At 60.6% G+C, this 16,586-nt stretch carries 21 protein-coding genes and 1 tRNA gene; 4 read left to right on the plus strand and 18 right to left on the minus strand.

All coding sequences use genetic code 11. The features are described 5' to 3' along the window. Positions 1-111: 111 nt before the first annotated feature. Entirely contained in the window at positions 112-450 is a 339-nt protein-coding gene (locus tag LNV08_RS14935; protein ID WP_263534518.1) for a hypothetical protein, read from the plus strand. A gap of 94 nt (positions 451-544) precedes the next feature. Here LNV08_RS14935 and LNV08_RS14940 read toward each other — a convergent pair. From LNV08_RS14940 to petA, 6 genes are all read right to left on the minus strand, one after another. Continuing rightward, positions 545-620: transfer RNA gene (locus LNV08_RS14940), tRNA-Thr, on the minus strand. 39 nt (positions 621-659) lie between these two features. Next, a complete protein-coding gene (locus LNV08_RS14945) occupies positions 660-1,274 on the minus strand; it encodes a ClpXP protease specificity-enhancing factor (protein ID WP_263534519.1) in 615 nt (204 codons plus the stop codon). 11 nt (positions 1,275-1,285) lie between these two features. Next, positions 1,286-1,903, minus strand: coding sequence for a glutathione S-transferase N-terminal domain-containing protein (locus LNV08_RS14950; protein ID WP_263534520.1), 618 nt, complete (start codon positions 1,901-1,903; stop codon positions 1,286-1,288). 136 nt (positions 1,904-2,039) lie between these two features. Further along, the gene (locus LNV08_RS14955) at positions 2,040-2,810 is read right to left on the minus strand and encodes a cytochrome c1 (RefSeq protein WP_263534521.1); all 771 of its coding nucleotides are present in this window, start codon (positions 2,808-2,810) and stop codon (positions 2,040-2,042) included. Between the two features lie 17 nt (positions 2,811-2,827). Next, positions 2,828-4,237: a cytochrome b gene (locus tag LNV08_RS14960; protein WP_263534522.1), complete on the minus strand. Its 1,410-nt coding sequence runs from the start codon at positions 4,235-4,237 to the stop codon at positions 2,828-2,830. A gap of 32 nt (positions 4,238-4,269) precedes the next feature. Further along, on the minus strand, positions 4,270-4,866 hold the full coding sequence (gene petA, locus LNV08_RS14965) for a ubiquinol-cytochrome c reductase iron-sulfur subunit (protein ID WP_263534523.1): 597 nt from the start codon (positions 4,864-4,866) through the stop codon (positions 4,270-4,272). A 223-nt stretch (positions 4,867-5,089) separates the two neighbouring features. On the opposite strand from petA, the gene mscL reads away from it, so the two are divergent. Together mscL and LNV08_RS14975 are read left to right on the plus strand one after the other, a co-directional pair. Then, a complete protein-coding gene (gene mscL / locus LNV08_RS14970; RefSeq protein WP_263534524.1) occupies positions 5,090-5,524 on the plus strand; it encodes a large conductance mechanosensitive channel protein MscL in 435 nt (144 codons plus the stop codon). A 178-nt stretch (positions 5,525-5,702) separates the two neighbouring features. Next, on the plus strand, positions 5,703-8,216 hold the full coding sequence (locus LNV08_RS14975; RefSeq protein ID WP_263534525.1) for a DUF1631 domain-containing protein: 2,514 nt from the start codon (positions 5,703-5,705) through the stop codon (positions 8,214-8,216). Positions 8,217-8,243: 27 nt separating this feature from the next. Here the strand turns inward: LNV08_RS14975 and pdxA are convergent, their stop codons facing one another. Together pdxA and LNV08_RS14985 are read right to left on the minus strand one after the other, a co-directional pair. Beyond that, positions 8,244-9,278 (minus strand): 4-hydroxythreonine-4-phosphate dehydrogenase PdxA, encoded by a 1,035-nt coding sequence (gene pdxA, locus LNV08_RS14980; RefSeq protein ID WP_263534526.1) that lies wholly within the window; start codon positions 9,276-9,278, stop codon positions 8,244-8,246. Then, positions 9,275-10,024 carry a Nif3-like dinuclear metal center hexameric protein gene (locus LNV08_RS14985; RefSeq protein ID WP_263534527.1) on the minus strand — a complete coding sequence of 250 codons (750 nt, stop codon included), beginning with the start codon at positions 10,022-10,024 and terminating at the stop codon, positions 9,275-9,277. Before LNV08_RS14985 ends, pdxA begins: the two co-directional genes overlap by 4 nt. Before the next feature lie 15 nt (positions 10,025-10,039). On the opposite strand from LNV08_RS14985, the gene LNV08_RS14990 reads away from it, so the two are divergent. Continuing rightward, on the plus strand, positions 10,040-11,242 hold the full coding sequence (locus LNV08_RS14990) for a trypsin-like peptidase domain-containing protein (protein WP_263534528.1): 1,203 nt from the start codon (positions 10,040-10,042) through the stop codon (positions 11,240-11,242). 10 nt (positions 11,243-11,252) lie between these two features. Here LNV08_RS14990 and tatC read toward each other — a convergent pair whose 3' ends face one another. The 10 genes from tatC to slmA all read right to left on the minus strand — a co-directional run bounded on the left by tatC (position 11,253) and on the right by slmA (position 16,586). Further along, complete coding sequence (tatC, locus tag LNV08_RS14995) at positions 11,253-12,029, minus strand: twin-arginine translocase subunit TatC (protein WP_263534529.1); 777 nt, start codon at positions 12,027-12,029, stop codon at positions 11,253-11,255. A gap of 29 nt (positions 12,030-12,058) precedes the next feature. Then, positions 12,059-12,571, minus strand: a complete 513-nt coding sequence (gene tatB, locus LNV08_RS15000; RefSeq protein WP_263534530.1) for a Sec-independent protein translocase protein TatB — start codon at positions 12,569-12,571, stop codon at positions 12,059-12,061. Between the two features lie 22 nt (positions 12,572-12,593). Next, positions 12,594-12,836 carry a Sec-independent protein translocase subunit TatA gene (tatA, locus tag LNV08_RS15005; protein ID WP_263534531.1) on the minus strand — a complete coding sequence of 81 codons (243 nt, stop codon included), beginning with the start codon at positions 12,834-12,836 and terminating at the stop codon, positions 12,594-12,596. Positions 12,837-12,942: 106 nt separating this feature from the next. Next, complete coding sequence (locus LNV08_RS15010; RefSeq protein WP_263534532.1) at positions 12,943-13,290, minus strand: histidine triad nucleotide-binding protein; 348 nt, start codon at positions 13,288-13,290, stop codon at positions 12,943-12,945. A gap of 44 nt (positions 13,291-13,334) precedes the next feature. Further along, on the minus strand, positions 13,335-13,736 hold the full coding sequence (locus LNV08_RS15015) for a DUF4870 family protein (RefSeq protein WP_263534533.1): 402 nt from the start codon (positions 13,734-13,736) through the stop codon (positions 13,335-13,337). Next, positions 13,729-14,103, minus strand: coding sequence for a phosphoribosyl-ATP diphosphatase (locus LNV08_RS15020; protein WP_263534534.1), 375 nt, complete (start codon positions 14,101-14,103; stop codon positions 13,729-13,731). Before LNV08_RS15020 ends, LNV08_RS15015 begins: the two co-directional genes overlap by 8 nt. Next, entirely contained in the window at positions 14,100-14,510 is a 411-nt protein-coding gene (hisI, locus tag LNV08_RS15025) for a phosphoribosyl-AMP cyclohydrolase (RefSeq protein ID WP_263534773.1), read from the minus strand. The genes LNV08_RS15020 and hisI overlap by 4 nt, the downstream gene beginning before the upstream one ends. Before the next feature lie 13 nt (positions 14,511-14,523). Next, a complete protein-coding gene (locus tag LNV08_RS15030) occupies positions 14,524-14,979 on the minus strand; it encodes an NUDIX domain-containing protein (protein ID WP_263534535.1) in 456 nt (151 codons plus the stop codon). Next, complete coding sequence (locus LNV08_RS15035) at positions 14,972-15,865, minus strand: ATP-binding protein (protein WP_263534536.1); 894 nt, start codon at positions 15,863-15,865, stop codon at positions 14,972-14,974. Before LNV08_RS15035 ends, LNV08_RS15030 begins: the two co-directional genes overlap by 8 nt. 58 nt (positions 15,866-15,923) lie before the next feature. Further along, entirely contained in the window at positions 15,924-16,586 is a 663-nt protein-coding gene (gene slmA, locus LNV08_RS15040) for a nucleoid occlusion factor SlmA (RefSeq protein WP_414858750.1), read from the minus strand.

The following is a 16,586-nucleotide window of genomic DNA, read 5'->3' on the forward strand; positions in this document are numbered from 1 at the left end:
AATAGGACCACCCCCATCTCGCTCACTAGCAGCCAGCGCCAAGGGTCCGGCAGTTTAGCATCTGAGTGAAGGCAGTCCCGTGGCAGCAGCCCTCGGGCATACACTGCAGGGATGCGTGCCCCCTACAGTCCCCGGCCGAAGAATCGAAGTGCTCAGCAAGTGCCTGAACCGCTGGCAATTGCGCGCGCCATACAGCAGCACGAGGGCTTGGCGCGTTTGAGTCTCTTGATGCGCGAATCGAACCGACGCATGGAATTGATCAAACCTTGCCTGCCGGGCGCCTTGACGCGATTTGTTCGCCCAGGCCCGGTTGACGAGGACGGCTGGACCTTGCTGGCCGCCAATGCCGCAGTCGCCGCAAAACTACGCCACTTGCAGCCTCGGTTGCAAGAACTGATTGAAGAAGCAGGATTGCAGCCTGCCAAGGTTCGGGTGAAGGTGCAGCAGTAGTTCGGTGCGGCTGATGGGCTGACCGAGCGATAGCCACTCAGCCAATTTCTTGCGGGCAAAAAAATACCGCCTGTGAAGGCGGTATTTTTAACTTTGGTGCCGGCTATCGGATTCGAACTGATGACCTACCGCTTACAAGGCGGTTGCTCTACCAACTGAGCTAAGCCGGCGAAGACCAAGAGTATAGCCTTGAATTTCGAGGCTGTCTACTACTTAATGCGTTTTAATGAAGGCCTGCCGGAACTCGGTGGCGGTGCATCGGGTTCGTCGCCGTCCTGCACTGCAGCAACACTCGCCTCGCCCTGCTCTTGCTTGGTTTCGACCGAATTCGATTCCGAACTCGGGGTCAGCTTTACCGAACGCAAGGGAGTAGCAGCAGGACGTCCTGCCGCTGGGCCGCTTTGCTCAATCGACTCCGCAGACGCGGAAGAAGAAGAAACAGAAGGAGCAGCCGAGCTTGCAACCGGCCCTAGTGCAGTTTGCACATCAGGCGCCGGGAAAGCCATGCCCTGCCCGTTTTCACGCGCATAGATGGCCACCACATGGTCGATGGGAACAATGATTTCCCGCGCAGTGCCGCCAAAACGGGCCTTGAACTGGATGAATTCATTGCCCAGTTCTAGGCTGCTAGTGGCATCGAAACCGACATTGAGGACGATCTCGTTGTTGCTGACATACTCCATCGGCACCTGCACAAACCTGTCGACATGGACCGCAATATAGGGCGTGAAGCCGTTATCGGTGCACCAGTCGTGCAAGGCCCGTATCAGGTATGGCCGGGTCGATGCACTGCCCGACCCGCCGTTCTCACTGCTTTGTTCCATATGCCAACCGCTTACTTGCGCATGACCTTTTCGGATGGCGTCAGCGCTTCGATATAGGCTGGGCGCGAGAAAATCCGCTCAGCATATTTCAGCAGCGGCAGCGCGTTCTTCGACATGTCGATACCGTAGTAATCCAAGCGCCAGAGCAGCGGCGCAATGGCCACGTCCAGCATCGAGAAATCGTCGCCGAGCATGTACTTGTTCTTCAAGAAGATCGGCGCCAACTGGGTCAGGCGATCGCGGATCTGCGAGCGCGCCTTTTCCAACTGCTTGTCGGCCGCTTTAGCGGTCTGACTACGGCCCTCTAACACGTTGACGTGAGCAAACAATTCCTTCTCAAAATTGAGCAAGAACAGACGCACGCGAGCACGCGCGACAGGATCGCCGGGCATCAGTTGCGGATGCGGGAAGCGCTCATCGATGTACTCATTGATGATGTGCGACTCGTACAGAATCAAGTCGCGCTCAACCAGAATCGGCACTTCGTTGTACGGATTCATCAAGGCGATGTCTTCGGGCTTGGCGAACAAGTCCACATCGCGGATTTCAAAGTCCATACCCTTTTCGAACAGCACGAAGCGGCAGCGATGCGAGTAAGGGCAGGTGGTTCCAGAATAAAGCACCATCATGGCGGCAGGCTCCCAAAGAGTGAGGTGAAAAGGGTGGCGGACTTCAAGAACAAATCCACACAAAACGCAAACGCAGTGGGAGCTTTCTCAAGCATCCCACTGCGCTTTCGGCCGGGCAAAGCCCAGGCCTGATCGATTACTTCACGTCTTTCCAGTAAGACGCATTCAGGCGCCATGCAAAGACGGTAAACACCAGCAAGAACAACAGCACCATCACGCCAAGACGGAAGCGCTGACCCTGCGCCGGCTCACCCATCCACTGCAGGTAAGCCACCAGGTCGCCCACGGCATTGTCGTATTGAGCGTTTGTCATGGTGCCGGGTGTCAGCTGCTCGTAGCCCTTGAAGATATGGATCTTCTTGGCGTGGTCATGGGGATCGGTCTCCTCGGCGAAAGTGGCGCCGCGAACACCTTGCAATTCCCACAACACATGCGGCATGGCCACACTTGGGAAGGCCAGGTTATTCCAACCCGTGGCCTTCGTGTCGTCAGCGTAATAGCTGCGCAGATAGGTGTAGAGATAGTCAGCGCCCGAACCCTTGGAGCCGTCGGCACGCGAGCGTGCGATAACGGTCAAATCAGGCGGGGCCGCGCCGAACCAATCCTTGGCCTGACGTGGATCCATGGCAATCTTCATGGTGTCACCGACCTTGTCGGTGGCAAACATCAGATTGTTCTTGATCTGCAGTTCGGTCAAACCGATGTCTCGCATGCGGTTGTAACGCATGAAAGCAGCAGAGTGGCAGTTCAGGCAGTAGTTGACGAACAGCTTGGCGCCATTCTGCAGCGCCGCCATATCCTGCATCTTTTCTCTAGGGAACTTGTCCCATTCGATGCCGCCCGCAGCAGCGAACGCGCCGGACACCAAGCCAAAGCAAGTCAGCAAAGTCGCGATGAGTTTTTTCATTCTTTGTACTCCGTGGCTCAGTGGGCGTGGAAGGTCACACGGTCAGGTACAGCCTTTGGCGTACCCAGCTTGCTCCACCAAGGCATCAAGAGGAAGAAGCCGAAGTAGTACAGCGTGCCAATCTGGGACACCAGCGTACCCATATCGGTAGGCGGCTGAATGCCCAGATAACCCAGGATCAAGAAGAGCACCACGAACACGGCGTAAACATACTTGTGCCAGTCAGGGCGATAGCGGATCGATTTGACCGGGCTGTGATCCAGCCAAGGCAGCACGAACAAAATCACGACCGCGCCGCCCATCACGACCACGCCCCAGAACTTGGCGTCGAACGTCTTCAGCAGCGCGGCTGCCACCAAGGCAGCAACCAAGACCACCACTTTGGCCTTGCCAGAGAAACTACCCTTCAAGACCGCCAAGATCGCCGACAGGCCAATGATGCCGACCAGCACGTTGATCAGCGTGTCATTGGTGGCACGCAGCATCGAGTAGAACGGCGTGAAATACCAGACCGGCGCAATGTGAGCCGGAGTCTTCAGCGGATCGGCTGGGATGAAGTTGTTGTACTCGAGGAAGTAGCCACCCATCTCAGGCGCGAAGAACACGATGGACGTGAATACGATCAAGAACAGGCTAAGGGCATAGATGTCATGCACGCTGTAGTACGGATGGAAAGGAATGCCATCCAGCGGGTGTCCATTGGCATCCTTGGGCGCCTTGGGGCCCTTGATTTCAACGCCGTCAGGGTTGTTCGAACCCACTTCGTGCAGCGCAATGATGTGCGCGACCACCAAGCCCAGCAGCACCAGCGGCACCGCAATCACGTGGAAGGCAAAGAAGCGATTCAGCGTCGCGTCACCCACCACAAAGTCACCGCGAATCAGCAAAGCCAGATCGGGGCCAATAAAGGGCACGGCAGCGAACAAGTTCACGATCACCTGCGCGCCCCAGTAGGACATCTGGCCCCACGGCAGCAGATAACCCATGAAGGCTTCGGCCATCAGGCACAAGAAGATGCCGCAACCGAAGATCCACACCAACTCGCGCGGCTTGCGGTAGGAGCCATAAATCAGGCCCCGGTACATATGCAAGTAGACGATGATGAAAAACGCCGAGGCACCGGTCGAGTGCATATAGCGGATCAACCAACCCCAAGGCACATCACGCATGATGTACTCGACCGAGGCGAACGCCAGCGCCGCGTCGGGCTTGTAATGCATCACCAGGAAAATACCTGAGACGATTTGAATCACCAGCACCACCAAGGCCAGCGAGCCGAAGATGTACCACCAGTTGAAGTTTTTCGGAGCGTAGTACTCCGACAAATGCTCTTTGTACAGCTTGCTCGCAGGGAAGCGGTTATCCACCCAAGTCAGGAGTTGCTCACCCATTGGTGCGCCTGCGGGAGCTTCTTTGAATTCAGCCATGTTGACCTCTGTCCTTTAGCCTAATGCGGCGATTACGCCGGCTTGTCTTCACCAATGATGATCTTGGTGTCGGACAGGTACATATGCGGAGGCACTTCGAGGTTATCGGGCGCCGGCTTGTTCTTGAACACGCGACCTGCCAAGTCAAAGGTCGAACCGTGGCATGGGCACAAAAAGCCACCGCGCCAGTCGTCCGGCAGCGAAGGCTGAGGGCCGGCCGTGAACTTCTCGCTGGGCGAGCAACCCAGGTGCGAGCAAATACCAACCGCCACCATGAACTCGGGCTTGATCGAACGAGCCTCGTTCCTGGCGTATTCCGGCGTCGGGAACGCAGTCCGTTTGGACATGGGATCGGCCAATTCGCCGTCATGCCCGCTCAGGGCGGCCACTTGCTCGGGCGTGCGGCGCACGATCCAAACAGGCTTGCCACGCCATTCGACGGTCAATTTCTCGCCCGGCTTGATGGCACTGATATCGACTTCCACCGCGGCTCCGGCGGCCTTAGCGCGCTCGGACGGGGCGAAAGAACTGACGAAAGGTACTGCGACGGCTACACCGCCAACGGCGCCGGCGCAACTTGTGGCTATTAGCCATGTACGCTTACCGTGGTCCACTTGCTGGTCACTCATGGGCATCCTCAAACGAGACTTCACTTCTGATCGGGGTCAACCCGAGATTCTAACGGACGGCATCGCCTATTCGCGGCGCCATCGTTACACCGATGTATTTTCACACGACAATGTCGGCGCTTTACGCAATCTAGGGCGGCCAATCATCATGCATACGACAAGCTGCTGAAGGAATGTCCGTCCAATTACTCATCGGCCCCAGGGGCCTTCATCGGAGCGATTTATGGGAATGTTGTCAGAATTCAGGGAATTTGCCGTCAAGGGCAATGTGGTTGATCTGGCTGTGGGCGTGATCATCGGTGGCGCGTTTGGCAAGATTGTCGACTCCATCGTCAAGGACTTGATCATGCCGGTCATTGGCCGCATCGTCGGCGGTTTGGATTTCTCGAACTACTTCATCACCCTGGGCAGTATTCCGGCCGATTACAAGGGCCCCGCCACCTACGAAGCCCTCAGCAAGGCCGGCGTACCCCTTTTCGCCTACGGCAGCTTCATCACCGTGCTGCTGAACTTCATCATTCTGGCCTTCATCATTTTCATGATGATTCGGCAAATCAATCGCCTCAAACGAGCCGAGCCAGCAGCGCCCGAAGCTGCTGCCGTCACACCCGAAGACATCGTCTTGCTGCGCGAAATTCGGGATTCCTTGAAGCGCTAAGCAGGGGTCACCATTGGCGGCCACATGTGTAAGTGAAAGTTTCAGCGCAATAAGGCGTTAGCTAATTGACACGTGGGGCCTGCCAACGCGCTGAACCAAGCCCCGGCGGGCGATATAAGCTCGATAATTGCTGCTATAGACTGTGGCAATCAAGCTACAAAGATCGCCCACCGACCCCATGAATGCGCCCGAACTCAGCCGACTGAACCCTCATCTGGAAGCCGCCGTCCAGCGCGTTCGCACGGCAGGTGACCAAGCGGCCGAACGCTGCGCGGAAGGTTTGGGACTGTCAGCTCTCTCTGCCGGGCAAGTGAAACGCCGCGAAGCACTGTTGGCGGCGCAGTATTTGTTCCGTAAACAGCAGGCCTTGTTTGGTCAGCAGTTCTACTTGTCGCTGCGCACGCAGTTGGACCAGGAGCAAACCGTCAAAGCGGGCGCTCGGCCTACTGGCAAGAAGGACTGGGGTGAGCTGTCCTTGATGGATGACGAGCAGGTCGACGCTCTGGTAGTGGGCGACCGCATCGGCCTGGCCATCGGGCATCAAAGCGAGTGGGAGTTGCGCGAGGTCGAGTCCTATATGGGAGGCCTGAGCATCGGAGAGCGCAATCCACTGCGCCCCGAATTGATCGGCCAGGCCTTGCTGACCGCCGTTCAGGCGGTCACCGACGAGGCCGACACCCGGCAAATCCTGATCGATGAATTGACCCGCGCCTTGGCACAGGAAATGCGCGTTTGCTACGCCGATATTGCCGAGTTGTTCCGCAACCGAGGCCTGCGCCCGCAAGACTTACGCGTTAGAGGCTCCGAGGCCAGCCCATCCAGCCGCGCGCATGGACTATCGGCGCACAGCCAAGCAGGCGCGCTGGACGAAGGGGTCAGCACCGGCGGCGGCAGATTTGGCAGCTCGGGACATGGCGGCGGGACTTTCGGTGGACATGGTGACGGTCACAGCAGAGGTCACAGCAGCGGCTACAACAGTGGTCATGGCAGCGGACATAGCACCGGCTTTGGCGGTGGCGGTGGCGGTGGCGGTGGCGGTCAGTTTGGCGGCGGGCCGCAAGGCTACACAGCCCAAGGCTCGGGCGGCCTGGGCGCCGTCGATGCTCAGCTGATGGACTTGTTGCGCCGCTTGGCCCAAGTGCCAGCCGGGCCAGCCGGCCCAGGTGGTGCAGGACCGGCCGGCTGGGCCACCACCGGCGACAACCCAGCGGGCGACGGCTACGCTCAGCCAGTCGATCTGGCCAACAGCGCTCGCTGGAGCGAAGACTTCAGCGCCTCCAGCTGGCAAGGCGCGGCACCACCCAATTTGATCCATCTGCACCGAGAGGAGCTGCGCGAAGCAGCCACCGGCCGCCTTGATCACATGGTGATCGACGTCGTCAGCAGTCTGTTTGATCAAGTGCTGTCCGACCCCAAAGTGCCGCCACAGATGGCGCGGCTGCTGGCCAGCCTGCAACTGCCGGTCTTGCGGGCAGCACTGGGTGATCAGACCTTCTTCTCGTCCCGCCGCCATCCGGTACGCCGCTTCATCAACCGCATGGCATCGCTCGCCTGTGCCTTCGACGACTTTAGCGAAGACCCCGGGCTGGCCTTCTTGGCCCATGTGCGGGAACTGGTGCAGGAAGTTGCTAACGGCGACTTCGACCGCATGGATGTTTACGAGAGCAAGCTCGATGCGCTCGAACAGTTCATTGCAGAGCAGGTCGGCAAGGCGCTTAGCTCACAAGGGGATGCCGCCGCCCTGCTGGCTCGTAAAGAAGTTGATCTGCGCCTGCAGCAGATGTATGCGAAGCAGCTGCAATCCGCCTTGACGCCAGTCGCCATGCCGGACTTCATCCGCGACTTTTTGTCGCAGGCCTGGAGTCAGGTCATTGTGCTGGTCAGCCGCGACAGCGCCAGCGCGCCGGAGCGCACGCAACGCATCAGGCAATTTGGCCGCGACTTGGTCATGAGTGTGCAGCCCAAGGCCGGCACGGCGCAAAGACAGCTCTTTTTAGGCGCCCTACCCAAGCTGATGCAAACCCTCAACGAAGGCCTGGATTTGATCGCCTGGCCCGAGCCTGCTCGCAACGCCTTTTTCGGTCAGTTGCTGCCCGCCCATGCCGAATCACTGAAGGGCCAGGCCCTCAGCGCGCTCGAAGCCAATTTGCTTTCCAAGCAACTCGACGGCGTTTTCGGCAGCGCGCCACCGGCCGAACAAGATTTAGGTGCCGATAGCGTGGGCGCAATGCCTCAAGATGCCGACCTGTCGGCGCGCTTGAGTGCCGCCGAGGCCACGTCGCTGGGCCTGATCAAAGAGTCCGGCGTTGATTGGTCGGGTGAAATCGACATCGATCTGAGCGCCGACGCGCCCTTGCAAGCCGTGGACATCAGCATCGAGGGCCTGCCAGCCTCTACTGATGCCCCCGAACCCAGCGAAGGCGAGTTGCTGATCGAACATCTGCAACTGGGCTTTGCCTATCAAATGCATACCGGCGACCGCTGGCACAAGGTAAGACTGGCCCATATCAGCGCCGGCCGCAGCTTCTTCATCTTCACACAAGGCGCCAAGCATCAGGAAACAGTCACCATGACGGCGCGCATGCTCAAACGTTTGTGCGAGGCTAAGCGCATGCGCGCGTTTGAAAACGCCTACCTGATGGAGCGGGCCATCTCCCGTGCGCGTAAACAGTTAGCAGCCATCAAGGTCTGAACCCGCGCCGGTCAGCGCGCAGCCCGTTCAGGGCAATAACTGGCAAGCCATGCGCAGCGCCGCCTTGAAGCTGGCGGGGTCGGCACGGCCGCTGCCGGCCAAATCAAAGGCGGTGCCATGATCCGGGCTGGTGCGCACAAAAGGCAGGCCCAAGGTCACATTGACGCCTTGCTCAACGCCCAGGTACTTGACCGGGATCAGCCCGTGGTCATGGGTCATGGCCACCACCACATCGAACTCGCCCGGGTGCGCGGCGCTGTGGCGTGCGCGCATGAACACGGTGTCGGGCGCGAACGGGCCAGTGGCGTCTAGACCCTCTGCACGCGCCCGCGCAATGGCCGGCGCAATATGCAGAATTTCTTCATCTCCGAACAAGCCCCCCTCACCCGCGTGAGGATTCAATCCGGCCACCGCAATGCGCGGCGCGGCGATGCCGAAACGCAGCAACGCCGCCTGCGCGATCCGCAAGGTTTCCAGCACGCGGTCGGCATTGATCAAGTCGATGGCGCGCCGCAGCGCGCAGTGAATCGTCACCAACACCACCCGCAACTCATCATTGGCCAACATCATGCGCACGGGCAGCGCTGCGCCGCCGCCGGCAGCCAGCGCCTGCAGCATCTCCGTGTGGCCCGGATAGCCTATGCCTGCCGCATGCAAGGCCTCCTTGTGGATGGGCGCCGTCACCAAGGCATCGGCCGAGCCCGCTTGTATGGCACCCACAGCCGCCTCGATGCACAGGGCAGCTGCCGCGCCCGCCTTCGCATCAATCTGCCCGATGGCGCAATCCAGCAGCCCCTGGGGCAAGCCCTCGGGCTGCCATACCGCCACACAGTTCGGCGGCAGATCGCCCAACTCTTGCAGTGAAGTCAGGCGCAGCAAAGGCCGCTGCACGCCCGCCCAAGTCATCGCGCGGCGCATCACTGCAACATCGCCGACCACACAGAGCTGCGCGACCATGCCCGGCTCCGGACGGCCCAGCGCCATGGCGACAATCTCCGGTCCAATGCCGCACAGATCACCCATGGTGACCAAGACCCGCTTATTCGCCTGTACCTTGCTCATGCCGGGTTCGCAATATCGATAAATTGCTGAGTCACGCCCAACTCGCTCGCCAGGTGAGCGGCCAGGGCCTGCACGCCATAGCGCTCGGTCGCATGATGACCGGCGGCTACAAAAGCCACCCCGGTCTCGGCCGCCAAATGGGCTTGCGGCTCGGAGATTTCACCGGTCACAAACACATCAACGCCGGCCGCGATGGCCGCCTCGAAATAGCTCTGCGCGCCACCCGAGCACCAGCCAAGCCGCCGCAAGGGGCGACCATCACCGGGAGCAGCCAGCACCGTCCGCCCCAACTGGCGCTCCAGATGCGAGCTCAATTCGAGCAGGCTTTGGGGTGCAGCGAGACTGCCCGCAAAACCCAAGTCTTGCTCGCCAAAACGCGCATCCGCTTGCCAATCCATCAGCCGTCCGAGTTGCGCGTTATTGCCGTATTCGGCGTGCGCATCCAGCGGCAAATGATAGGCAAACAAATTGACATCGGCTGCCAACAAGCGCGCCAGGCGCTGCTTCATCCAGCCGGTGACGCGACCATCCTGGCCGCGCCAGAACAAGCCATGGTGGACCAAAATCGCATCGGCGCCGGCGGCGATCGCGGCCTCGATCAGGCCCAGGCTGGCGGTGACCCCGCAGACGATGTGCCGAATCTCAGACCGGCCCTCGACCTGCAAGCCATTCGGCCCATAATCCTTGAACCGGTCGACCTCCAGCAGGCGTTTCAGATGGAGATCGATGACGTGGCGTTGAGGCATAGGGAGACTTTGAGAGTGCGTAAGCTTTGGTTGATTTTCGCTCAGACCACGACCGTGGCGATGGCCATTCTTTTTGTGCTGAGCACACTCAAGCCCGAATGGCTGCGCCCGGCCGCGAGCGCCAACTTGCCCGCCTTCAATCAAGCAGCCCTGTCCGCCGCCTACCCGCCCGCCACCGCAGCCAGCAGCGGCCAGCGCGCCGGCTACAGCATGGCCTCCCGGCGCGCCGCGCCCGCAGTCGTCAGCATCACGGCCAGCAAGGCGCCGCCGCGCAATAGCGAAGCCCAAGACCCCTGGTTCAGGTTCCACTTCGGTCAACGCGGTCGAGGCAAAGAGGCGATGCGCCCGCAAACTGGCCTGGGCTCGGGCGTGATCGTCTCGGCCGACGGTTATTTACTGACCAACAACCATGTAGTCGAGGGCGCGTCCGACATCGAGGTGATGTTGACCGATGGCCGCCAAGCGCGCGCCGCGCTGGTCGGCACCGACCCTGAAAGCGATCTGGCGGTGCTGAAGATCGAGCTCGAGCGCCTGCCCGTGATCCACCTTGGCACGGCCGACAGCCTTCAGGTCGGCGATGTGGTGCTGGCCATTGGCAACCCCTTCAATGTCGGGCAGACGGTGACTTCGGGCATCGTCAGCGCCCTTGGGCGCAGTCAGCTGGGCATCAACACCTTCGAGAATTTCATTCAAACCGATGCGGCCATCAACCCCGGCAACTCGGGTGGTGCGCTGGTCGATGTGGACGGCAATTTGGTCGGCATCAACACCGCCATCTACTCGCGCAACGGCGGCAGCCTCGGCATCGGTTTCGCCATTCCCATCAGCTCGGCGCGCCTGGTGATGGACGCCTTGCTGCGTGACGGTCAGGTCGCTCGGGGCTGGATAGGCGTGCAAACCCGTGAGCTCACGCCCGAGTTCGCCGAAGCCTTCAAGCTGCCGCTGGTGTCGGGCGTGCTGATCAGCGGCGTGCTGGCCAATGCACCGGCCGCCAAGGCCGGCGTCAAGCCAGGCGATGTGTTGACCAAGGTTGGAGGCACCGCCGTGCAAAGCCCGGCTCAATTGCTGGCGGCTGTGGCCGCGCTACCGCCCTTGAAGCCGGCGACGCTGGCGGTTCAGCGCGGCGAGCGGCAGATGGAGATCGAAGTGATGATCGGGCAGCGGCCCAAGCCACCGACGCAGGTTCAGCAGCTAGAGGGTCCGGGCGGCGAGCGCTGAGCGCAAGGACTCAGGTGCCTTCGTCCGGCGCCTTGGAGTATTGATTGAAATAGCCGGCCGCGAAGACGCCAAGCTCATACAAGATGCACATCGGTATCGCCAGCGCCAGCTGCGACACCACATCGGGCGGCGTGATGATGGCGGCAATCACGAAGGCCAGGACGATGAAGTAGCCGCGAAACTCGCGCAACTTCTCGACCGTCACCAAACCCATGCGGACCAGCAAGACCACCACCACCGGCACCTCGAATGCCGCGCCGAAGGCGATGAACATCGACATCACAAAGCTCAGATAGGCCTCGATATCGGGCGCTGCGGTGATGCTTTTGGGCGCAAAGCTCTGGATGAATTTGAAAACCTGCCCGAACACGAAGAAGTAGCAAAACGCCACGCCTATGAAGAACAGCACGGTGCTGGAAAACACCAAGGGCAGCACCAGACGTTTTTCATGCGAGTACAGGCCAGGCGCCACAAAAGCCCAGATTTGGTACAGCACGATAGGCAAGGCGATCAAAAAGGCCGCCATCAAGGTGATCTTCAAAGGCACCAAAAAAGGCGAAATCACATTCGTGGCGATCAGCGTCGAGCCGGCCGGCAACTGCGCGACCAGCGGCGCGGCCAGCATGTCGTACAGGGCCGAGGGACCGGGGAAAAAGGCCAAGACACCAAAGGCAATCGCCACGGCAATCGACGCCCGCACCAAGCGGTCACGCAGTTCGATCAGGTGGGAGACAAAGGGTTGTTCCGTGCCGGCGAGTTCATCGTCCGGTTTGCTGTCATTGCTCATGCGATGGGGTCGTCGTTATCTGGCTTGATTCAAGGTGGGGTCGAACGACGTAACGCGGCGCCTGCAGGGCGATAACGAGCAACCCGCGCGGCACCGGACTGCGCATGCCTGCGCACGCCGAGCTGCTGCTTGTACCACTGCGGCGTAGCTCCTCGCTTCAAGCGCCAGTTCTTCTTGGGCCGCTTGTAAGCCGTGGCGCCAAAGGAGTTACCCTCGTAAGCATGGCTGCCAAGGTCGCCTCCAATGCTGTTGTCGCCGAGATCGGACCAGGTCTGCGCGAACGCTTGATTGGCACCGTCCACCTCTTGCTGAACGGCCTGCCCCACATCGCGAGCGGCCGTTTCCATCTCGGTCTTCATTTTTTTGAGCTCTTCGAGCTCGATCGAGCGGCTCACCTCGGCCTTGACGTCAGACACATAGCGCTGTGCCTTCCCGATCAAATGCCCGACGGTACGCGCCACCCTTGGCAGGCGCTCGGGACCGATGACGATCAGAGCCACTGCGCCAATCAGCGCCAGCTTGTCAAATCCGAAGTCAATCATGCAGCGTCAGACCGGCAGTCCATCAAGACTTGGTCTTGGCCTCGACGTCAACCGTGTTGCTGTCGGCCGTCTTGTTGCTGGTGACTTGTTGCGCAGGGGCAGTCGACGTCGGGGCCGCGTCTGCGCCACCGTCCTTCATGCCATCTTTAAAGCCCTTGACGGCACCGCCCAGATCGCTGCCGATGTTCTTGAGCTTTTTGGTGCCAAACACCAACACCACAATCACCAGCACGATCAGCCAGTGCCAAATACTAAACGAACCCATTATTCAACTCCTACAGACAATCTTGGCATTCTAGTTGGGCCACATGACAAATCGCCCCAGGGTGACATATGACGATGTCACAGATCAAAGCTTGCTAAATGCTTGGTCAGCCTTTCAACCAAGGGCGCGGCCCACCCATCACATGCATATGCAGGTGGTAGACCTCTTGGCCGCCATCGGGGCCGGTGTTGATGACGGTGCGAAAGCCATTCGTCACGCCCAGTTCCCGCATCAGCTTGGGCGCCAGCACCGCCATATGGCCCAGCAATAGCTGATGCTCAGGCCCCAAATCGCTCATCATCGCGATGTGCTGCTTGGGCACGATCAGCACATGCACCGGCGCCCAAGGGTGGATGTCATGAAAGGCCAGCACCAACTCATCCTCGTAAGCCTTGCGGCTGGGGATCTGGCCGGCGATGATTTTGCAGAACAGGCAATTGGGGTCGTGTGGCATGGCAGGAGACTCGTTTTGGGGGTCAAACAATCACAGTGCTCAGATCAAGTCGGCATCGCCCGGCCGCCATTCATCGCTGTCCAGCCGCGCACGATGCGATACAGAAACCAGATCGACACCAGGGCCCAAGCTATCCAGCCCGGCACAAAAAGAAGCAAGAACAAGGGGCTGGTCAACGCATAGAGCACGCCCGCCCACCGCACACTGCGTAGGCGCCAGCTGAAATGCGAGGCCTGCCAACTGCCCTTTGCTTCATCGCGTTTGATCAGATCGATCAGCACAGCCACCAGCAACAAAAAGACGCTGGCCTGCACGCCGGGCAGCACCGCCCCCACCGCCACCACGGCATGCAGCAAGTAGCTCAGCACCCCCACGGTGTGCAGGCTGCGCTCGCGCGCGCCGTCCAAAACGACCGCGTTCTCCACCGACTCCTTGGCTTCAGTCATTCGGCTCTTCCTCTTGCGCCTTTGAGCGCTGGGCGAACTCTTGCAAGCCCGACAAACTCTCGCGACGGGCCAGTTCGGCCAGCACTTGCTCGGGCTTCAAACCAAAATGGCTCAGCGCGATGATGGAGTGAAACCACAAATCGGCCACTTCATAGAGCAGCTTTTGGGGGTCACCGTCCTTGGCCGCCATCACCGTTTCGGTCGCCTCCTCGCCGATTTTTTTCAAAATCGAATCCAAGCCCTTGTCGAACAGCTTGGCCACATAGCTGCTGGCGGGGTCGCCGCCATTGCCGGGCTTGCGTGATTCGATCACGGCGGCGATGCGGGCCAAGGTGTTGTCACTGCCGACGCGCTGAATATCATTCATTTGTAAATTTGCTCAGGGTTCTTCAGCACCGGCTCGACAGCCTGCCAGTTCGGCGCCGCGCCGCCCTGCTCCAGGCGTTGATAAAAACAGGAATGCCGTCCGGTGTGACAGGCAATGCCAGGTTGGTGGCCGTTCTGGGTGATTTTCAACAGCAGCACGTCGTTGTCGCAGTCGAGCCGCATCTCATGCACCGTCTGCGTGTGGCCGGACTCTTCGCCCTTGTGCCAGAGTTTGGCGCGCGAGCGGCTCCAATACACGGCCTCCCCGAGTTCCTGGGTGCGCGCCAGCGCGGCGCGGTTCATCCAGGCGAACATGACCACGTCCCCGCTCGCCCGCTCCTGCGCGATCACCGGCACTAGGCCGTCCGCATCCCACTTGATTTGATCCAACCAGTTCATGAGCTTCAGTGTAGTTGAGGGGTCAGCTCAGATGGGTCGCCCCCTCAAAGCCCCGCTCGCCGGCAAACCAATCCAGCACCGGAATCGTGCCCGGCAAGACCGGCTGCACCTGCACCGGCAGGCTTTGCCAAGCCATGGCCTGCTGCTCACGCATCTCGAACTCGCCTGTCCACTCGAACACCTTGCAAAAGTGCAACCGTACGCGCGCATGCGGGTAGTCCATCACCAGCTCTTGCCAGGGGTGGGCCGCACCGATCTCGATGCCGAGCTCCTCATGCAGCTCGCGGCGCAGCGCCTGCTCGACGGTTTCACCCGCTTCCAGCTTGCCACCGGGGAATTCCCAGAAACCGGCATAGACCTTGCCCACCGGCCGACTGGTCAACAAGAAGCGCCCTTCGCGGCCCTCAGCATCACGCTCGACCAGCACACCTACCGCCACCTCGACCGGCACACGCTCTGCAGCACTCGACTCAGCCATGATGATCCAAGCCTTCGCGCCCCGCCAAATCGCGGGCGAATTGGTAGGCCACCCGGCCCGAGCGCGAGCCGCGCTCCAGCGCCCAAACCAGCGCGGGCTGACGGGACGCTGCAATCGCCGGCTCGGGCACGCTGAAGTAACGCAACCATTGAGCGGCAATGGCCAGATATTCATCCTGGCTAAAGGAATAAAAGCTCAGCCACAGGCCGAAGCGCTCGGACAGCGAGATCTTCTCTTCGATCGCCTCGCCCGGATGCACCTCGCCGTCGAGCTGGTGGGTGTAGCTCAGGTTGTCCTTGATTTGCTCGGGCAAAAGGTGGCGGCGATTGCTGGTGGCGTAGATCAAGACGTTGTCGCTGGCTGCCGCCACCGACCCGTCCAACATCGACTTCAAGGCCTTGTAGCCGAGTTCGCCCTCGTCGAAGCTCAAGTCGTCACAGAAGATCACAAAGCGCTCGGGGCGCTCGGCCACCAAGTCCACCAGATCGGGCAGGTCCACCAAATCGGCCTTGTCGACCTCGATCAGACGCAGGCCCCGCGGCGCGAATTCATTCAGGCAAGCCTTGATCAACGAGCTTTTGCCGGTGCCGCGAGCGCCGGTCAACAACACATTATTGGCCAAGCGGCCGGACACAAACTGCTCGGTGTTTTGCAGCAAGCGCTGCTTTTGCGTGTCCACTTCCAAGAGCTCGCTCAGCCGGATGCTGGCCGCATGCCGCACCGGCTCCAGCACCGGCACACCGCGCCGGCGCCGGTAACGAAACGCCGCCGCTGCCTGCCAGTCGGGCGCGGTCAACGCAGGCGGCAGCAGGGTCTCAACGCGAGCCAGCAATGACTCGGCTCGTTGCAGAAAACCCTGCAGGGAAACTTGTATTGATTCGTCCATGGTCAGCGCGCTTTCAAGGGCTGGCCAGTGTAGCGGCGAGCCCCAGCGGGCCCGAGTTTCAGCTGAGCAGCATGCGCAGCGCCGAGTCCAACTGCTCGATCGGGCTGCGCTTGAAGCCACTGCGCGCATAGCGCTGCAGTCGTCCGATGATGAAGCTGACGAGTACCGAGGCTTGCGCGTTGGCGTCTACCGTCGGCGTGCTGGATCCCTTCGCTTCGGCCGCGTTGCGCAGCACTTGGCGCAGCGTTGACTCCACACGATCGAAAAACTGATTCATGCGCAGCACCAGGCGTTCGTTCTCATACACCAGGGCGTCGCCCACCATCACCCTGGTCATGCCGGGGTTGCGTTCGCCAAACTGCAAGAGCATGGAGACAATTTTTTGCGCCTGCAGCAGGCCCGACCCTTCGCGCTCGCTGATCTGATTCAGGAGGGTGAAGATGCTGCTTTCGATGAATTCGATCAGGCCCTCGAACATCTGAGCCTTGCTGGCGAAGTGACGGTACAAGGCCGCTTCGCTGACCTCAAGCTTGGCCGCCAAAGCTGCGGTGGTCACGCGATCAGCGCCCGGCTGCTCCAACATGCTGGCCAGCGTCTGCAGAATCTGCACCCGGCGCTCACCCGGCCGCGGCCGCTTTCGCGGTGCCGAAGCTGTGGCAGCGGCAGTGGGCAATGCGGAAGCGACAAGATTCAGTTTTGGCTCTGGAGCTGACATGGGCAT

The organism is Paucibacter sp. TC2R-5, assembly GCF_025717605.1.
Classification (GTDB): domain Bacteria; phylum Pseudomonadota; class Gammaproteobacteria; order Burkholderiales; family Burkholderiaceae_C; genus Paucibacter_A; species Paucibacter_A albus.

What these genes read in the sequence shown, in the direction of transcription:
- LNV08_RS14935 (WP_263534518.1), top strand. Translation starts at nt 112, where the DNA reads ATGCGTGCCCCCTACAGTCCCCGGCCGAAGAATCGAAGTGCTCAGCAA.
- LNV08_RS14945 (WP_263534519.1), bottom strand. Translation starts at nt 1,274, where the DNA reads ATGGAACAAAGCAGTGAGAACGGCGGGTCGGGCAGTGCATCGACCCGG.
- LNV08_RS14950 (WP_263534520.1), bottom strand. Translation starts at nt 1,903, where the DNA reads ATGATGGTGCTTTATTCTGGAACCACCTGCCCTTACTCGCATCGCTGC.
- LNV08_RS14955 (WP_263534521.1), bottom strand. Translation starts at nt 2,810, where the DNA reads ATGAAAAAACTCATCGCGACTTTGCTGACTTGCTTTGGCTTGGTGTCC.
- LNV08_RS14960 (WP_263534522.1), bottom strand. Translation starts at nt 4,237, where the DNA reads ATGGCTGAATTCAAAGAAGCTCCCGCAGGCGCACCAATGGGTGAGCAA.
- petA (WP_263534523.1), bottom strand. Translation starts at nt 4,866, where the DNA reads ATGAGTGACCAGCAAGTGGACCACGGTAAGCGTACATGGCTAATAGCC.
- mscL (WP_263534524.1), top strand. Translation starts at nt 5,090, where the DNA reads ATGGGAATGTTGTCAGAATTCAGGGAATTTGCCGTCAAGGGCAATGTG.
- LNV08_RS14975 (WP_263534525.1), top strand. Translation starts at nt 5,703, where the DNA reads ATGAATGCGCCCGAACTCAGCCGACTGAACCCTCATCTGGAAGCCGCC.
- pdxA (WP_263534526.1), bottom strand. Translation starts at nt 9,278, where the DNA reads ATGAGCAAGGTACAGGCGAATAAGCGGGTCTTGGTCACCATGGGTGAT.
- LNV08_RS14985 (WP_263534527.1), bottom strand. Translation starts at nt 10,024, where the DNA reads ATGCCTCAACGCCACGTCATCGATCTCCATCTGAAACGCCTGCTGGAG.
- tatC (WP_263534529.1), bottom strand. Translation starts at nt 12,029, where the DNA reads ATGAGCAATGACAGCAAACCGGACGATGAACTCGCCGGCACGGAACAA.
- tatB (WP_263534530.1), bottom strand. Translation starts at nt 12,571, where the DNA reads ATGATTGACTTCGGATTTGACAAGCTGGCGCTGATTGGCGCAGTGGCT.
- tatA (WP_263534531.1), bottom strand. Translation starts at nt 12,836, where the DNA reads ATGGGTTCGTTTAGTATTTGGCACTGGCTGATCGTGCTGGTGATTGTG.
- LNV08_RS15010 (WP_263534532.1), bottom strand. Translation starts at nt 13,290, where the DNA reads ATGCCACACGACCCCAATTGCCTGTTCTGCAAAATCATCGCCGGCCAG.
- LNV08_RS15015 (WP_263534533.1), bottom strand. Translation starts at nt 13,736, where the DNA reads ATGACTGAAGCCAAGGAGTCGGTGGAGAACGCGGTCGTTTTGGACGGC.
- LNV08_RS15020 (WP_263534534.1), bottom strand. Translation starts at nt 14,103, where the DNA reads ATGAATGATATTCAGCGCGTCGGCAGTGACAACACCTTGGCCCGCATC.
- LNV08_RS15030 (WP_263534535.1), bottom strand. Translation starts at nt 14,979, where the DNA reads ATGGCTGAGTCGAGTGCTGCAGAGCGTGTGCCGGTCGAGGTGGCGGTA.
- LNV08_RS15035 (WP_263534536.1), bottom strand. Translation starts at nt 15,865, where the DNA reads ATGGACGAATCAATACAAGTTTCCCTGCAGGGTTTTCTGCAACGAGCC.
- slmA (WP_414858750.1), bottom strand. Translation starts at nt 16,586, where the DNA reads ATGCCCATGTCAGCTCCAGAGCCAAAACTGAATCTTGTCGCTTCCGCA.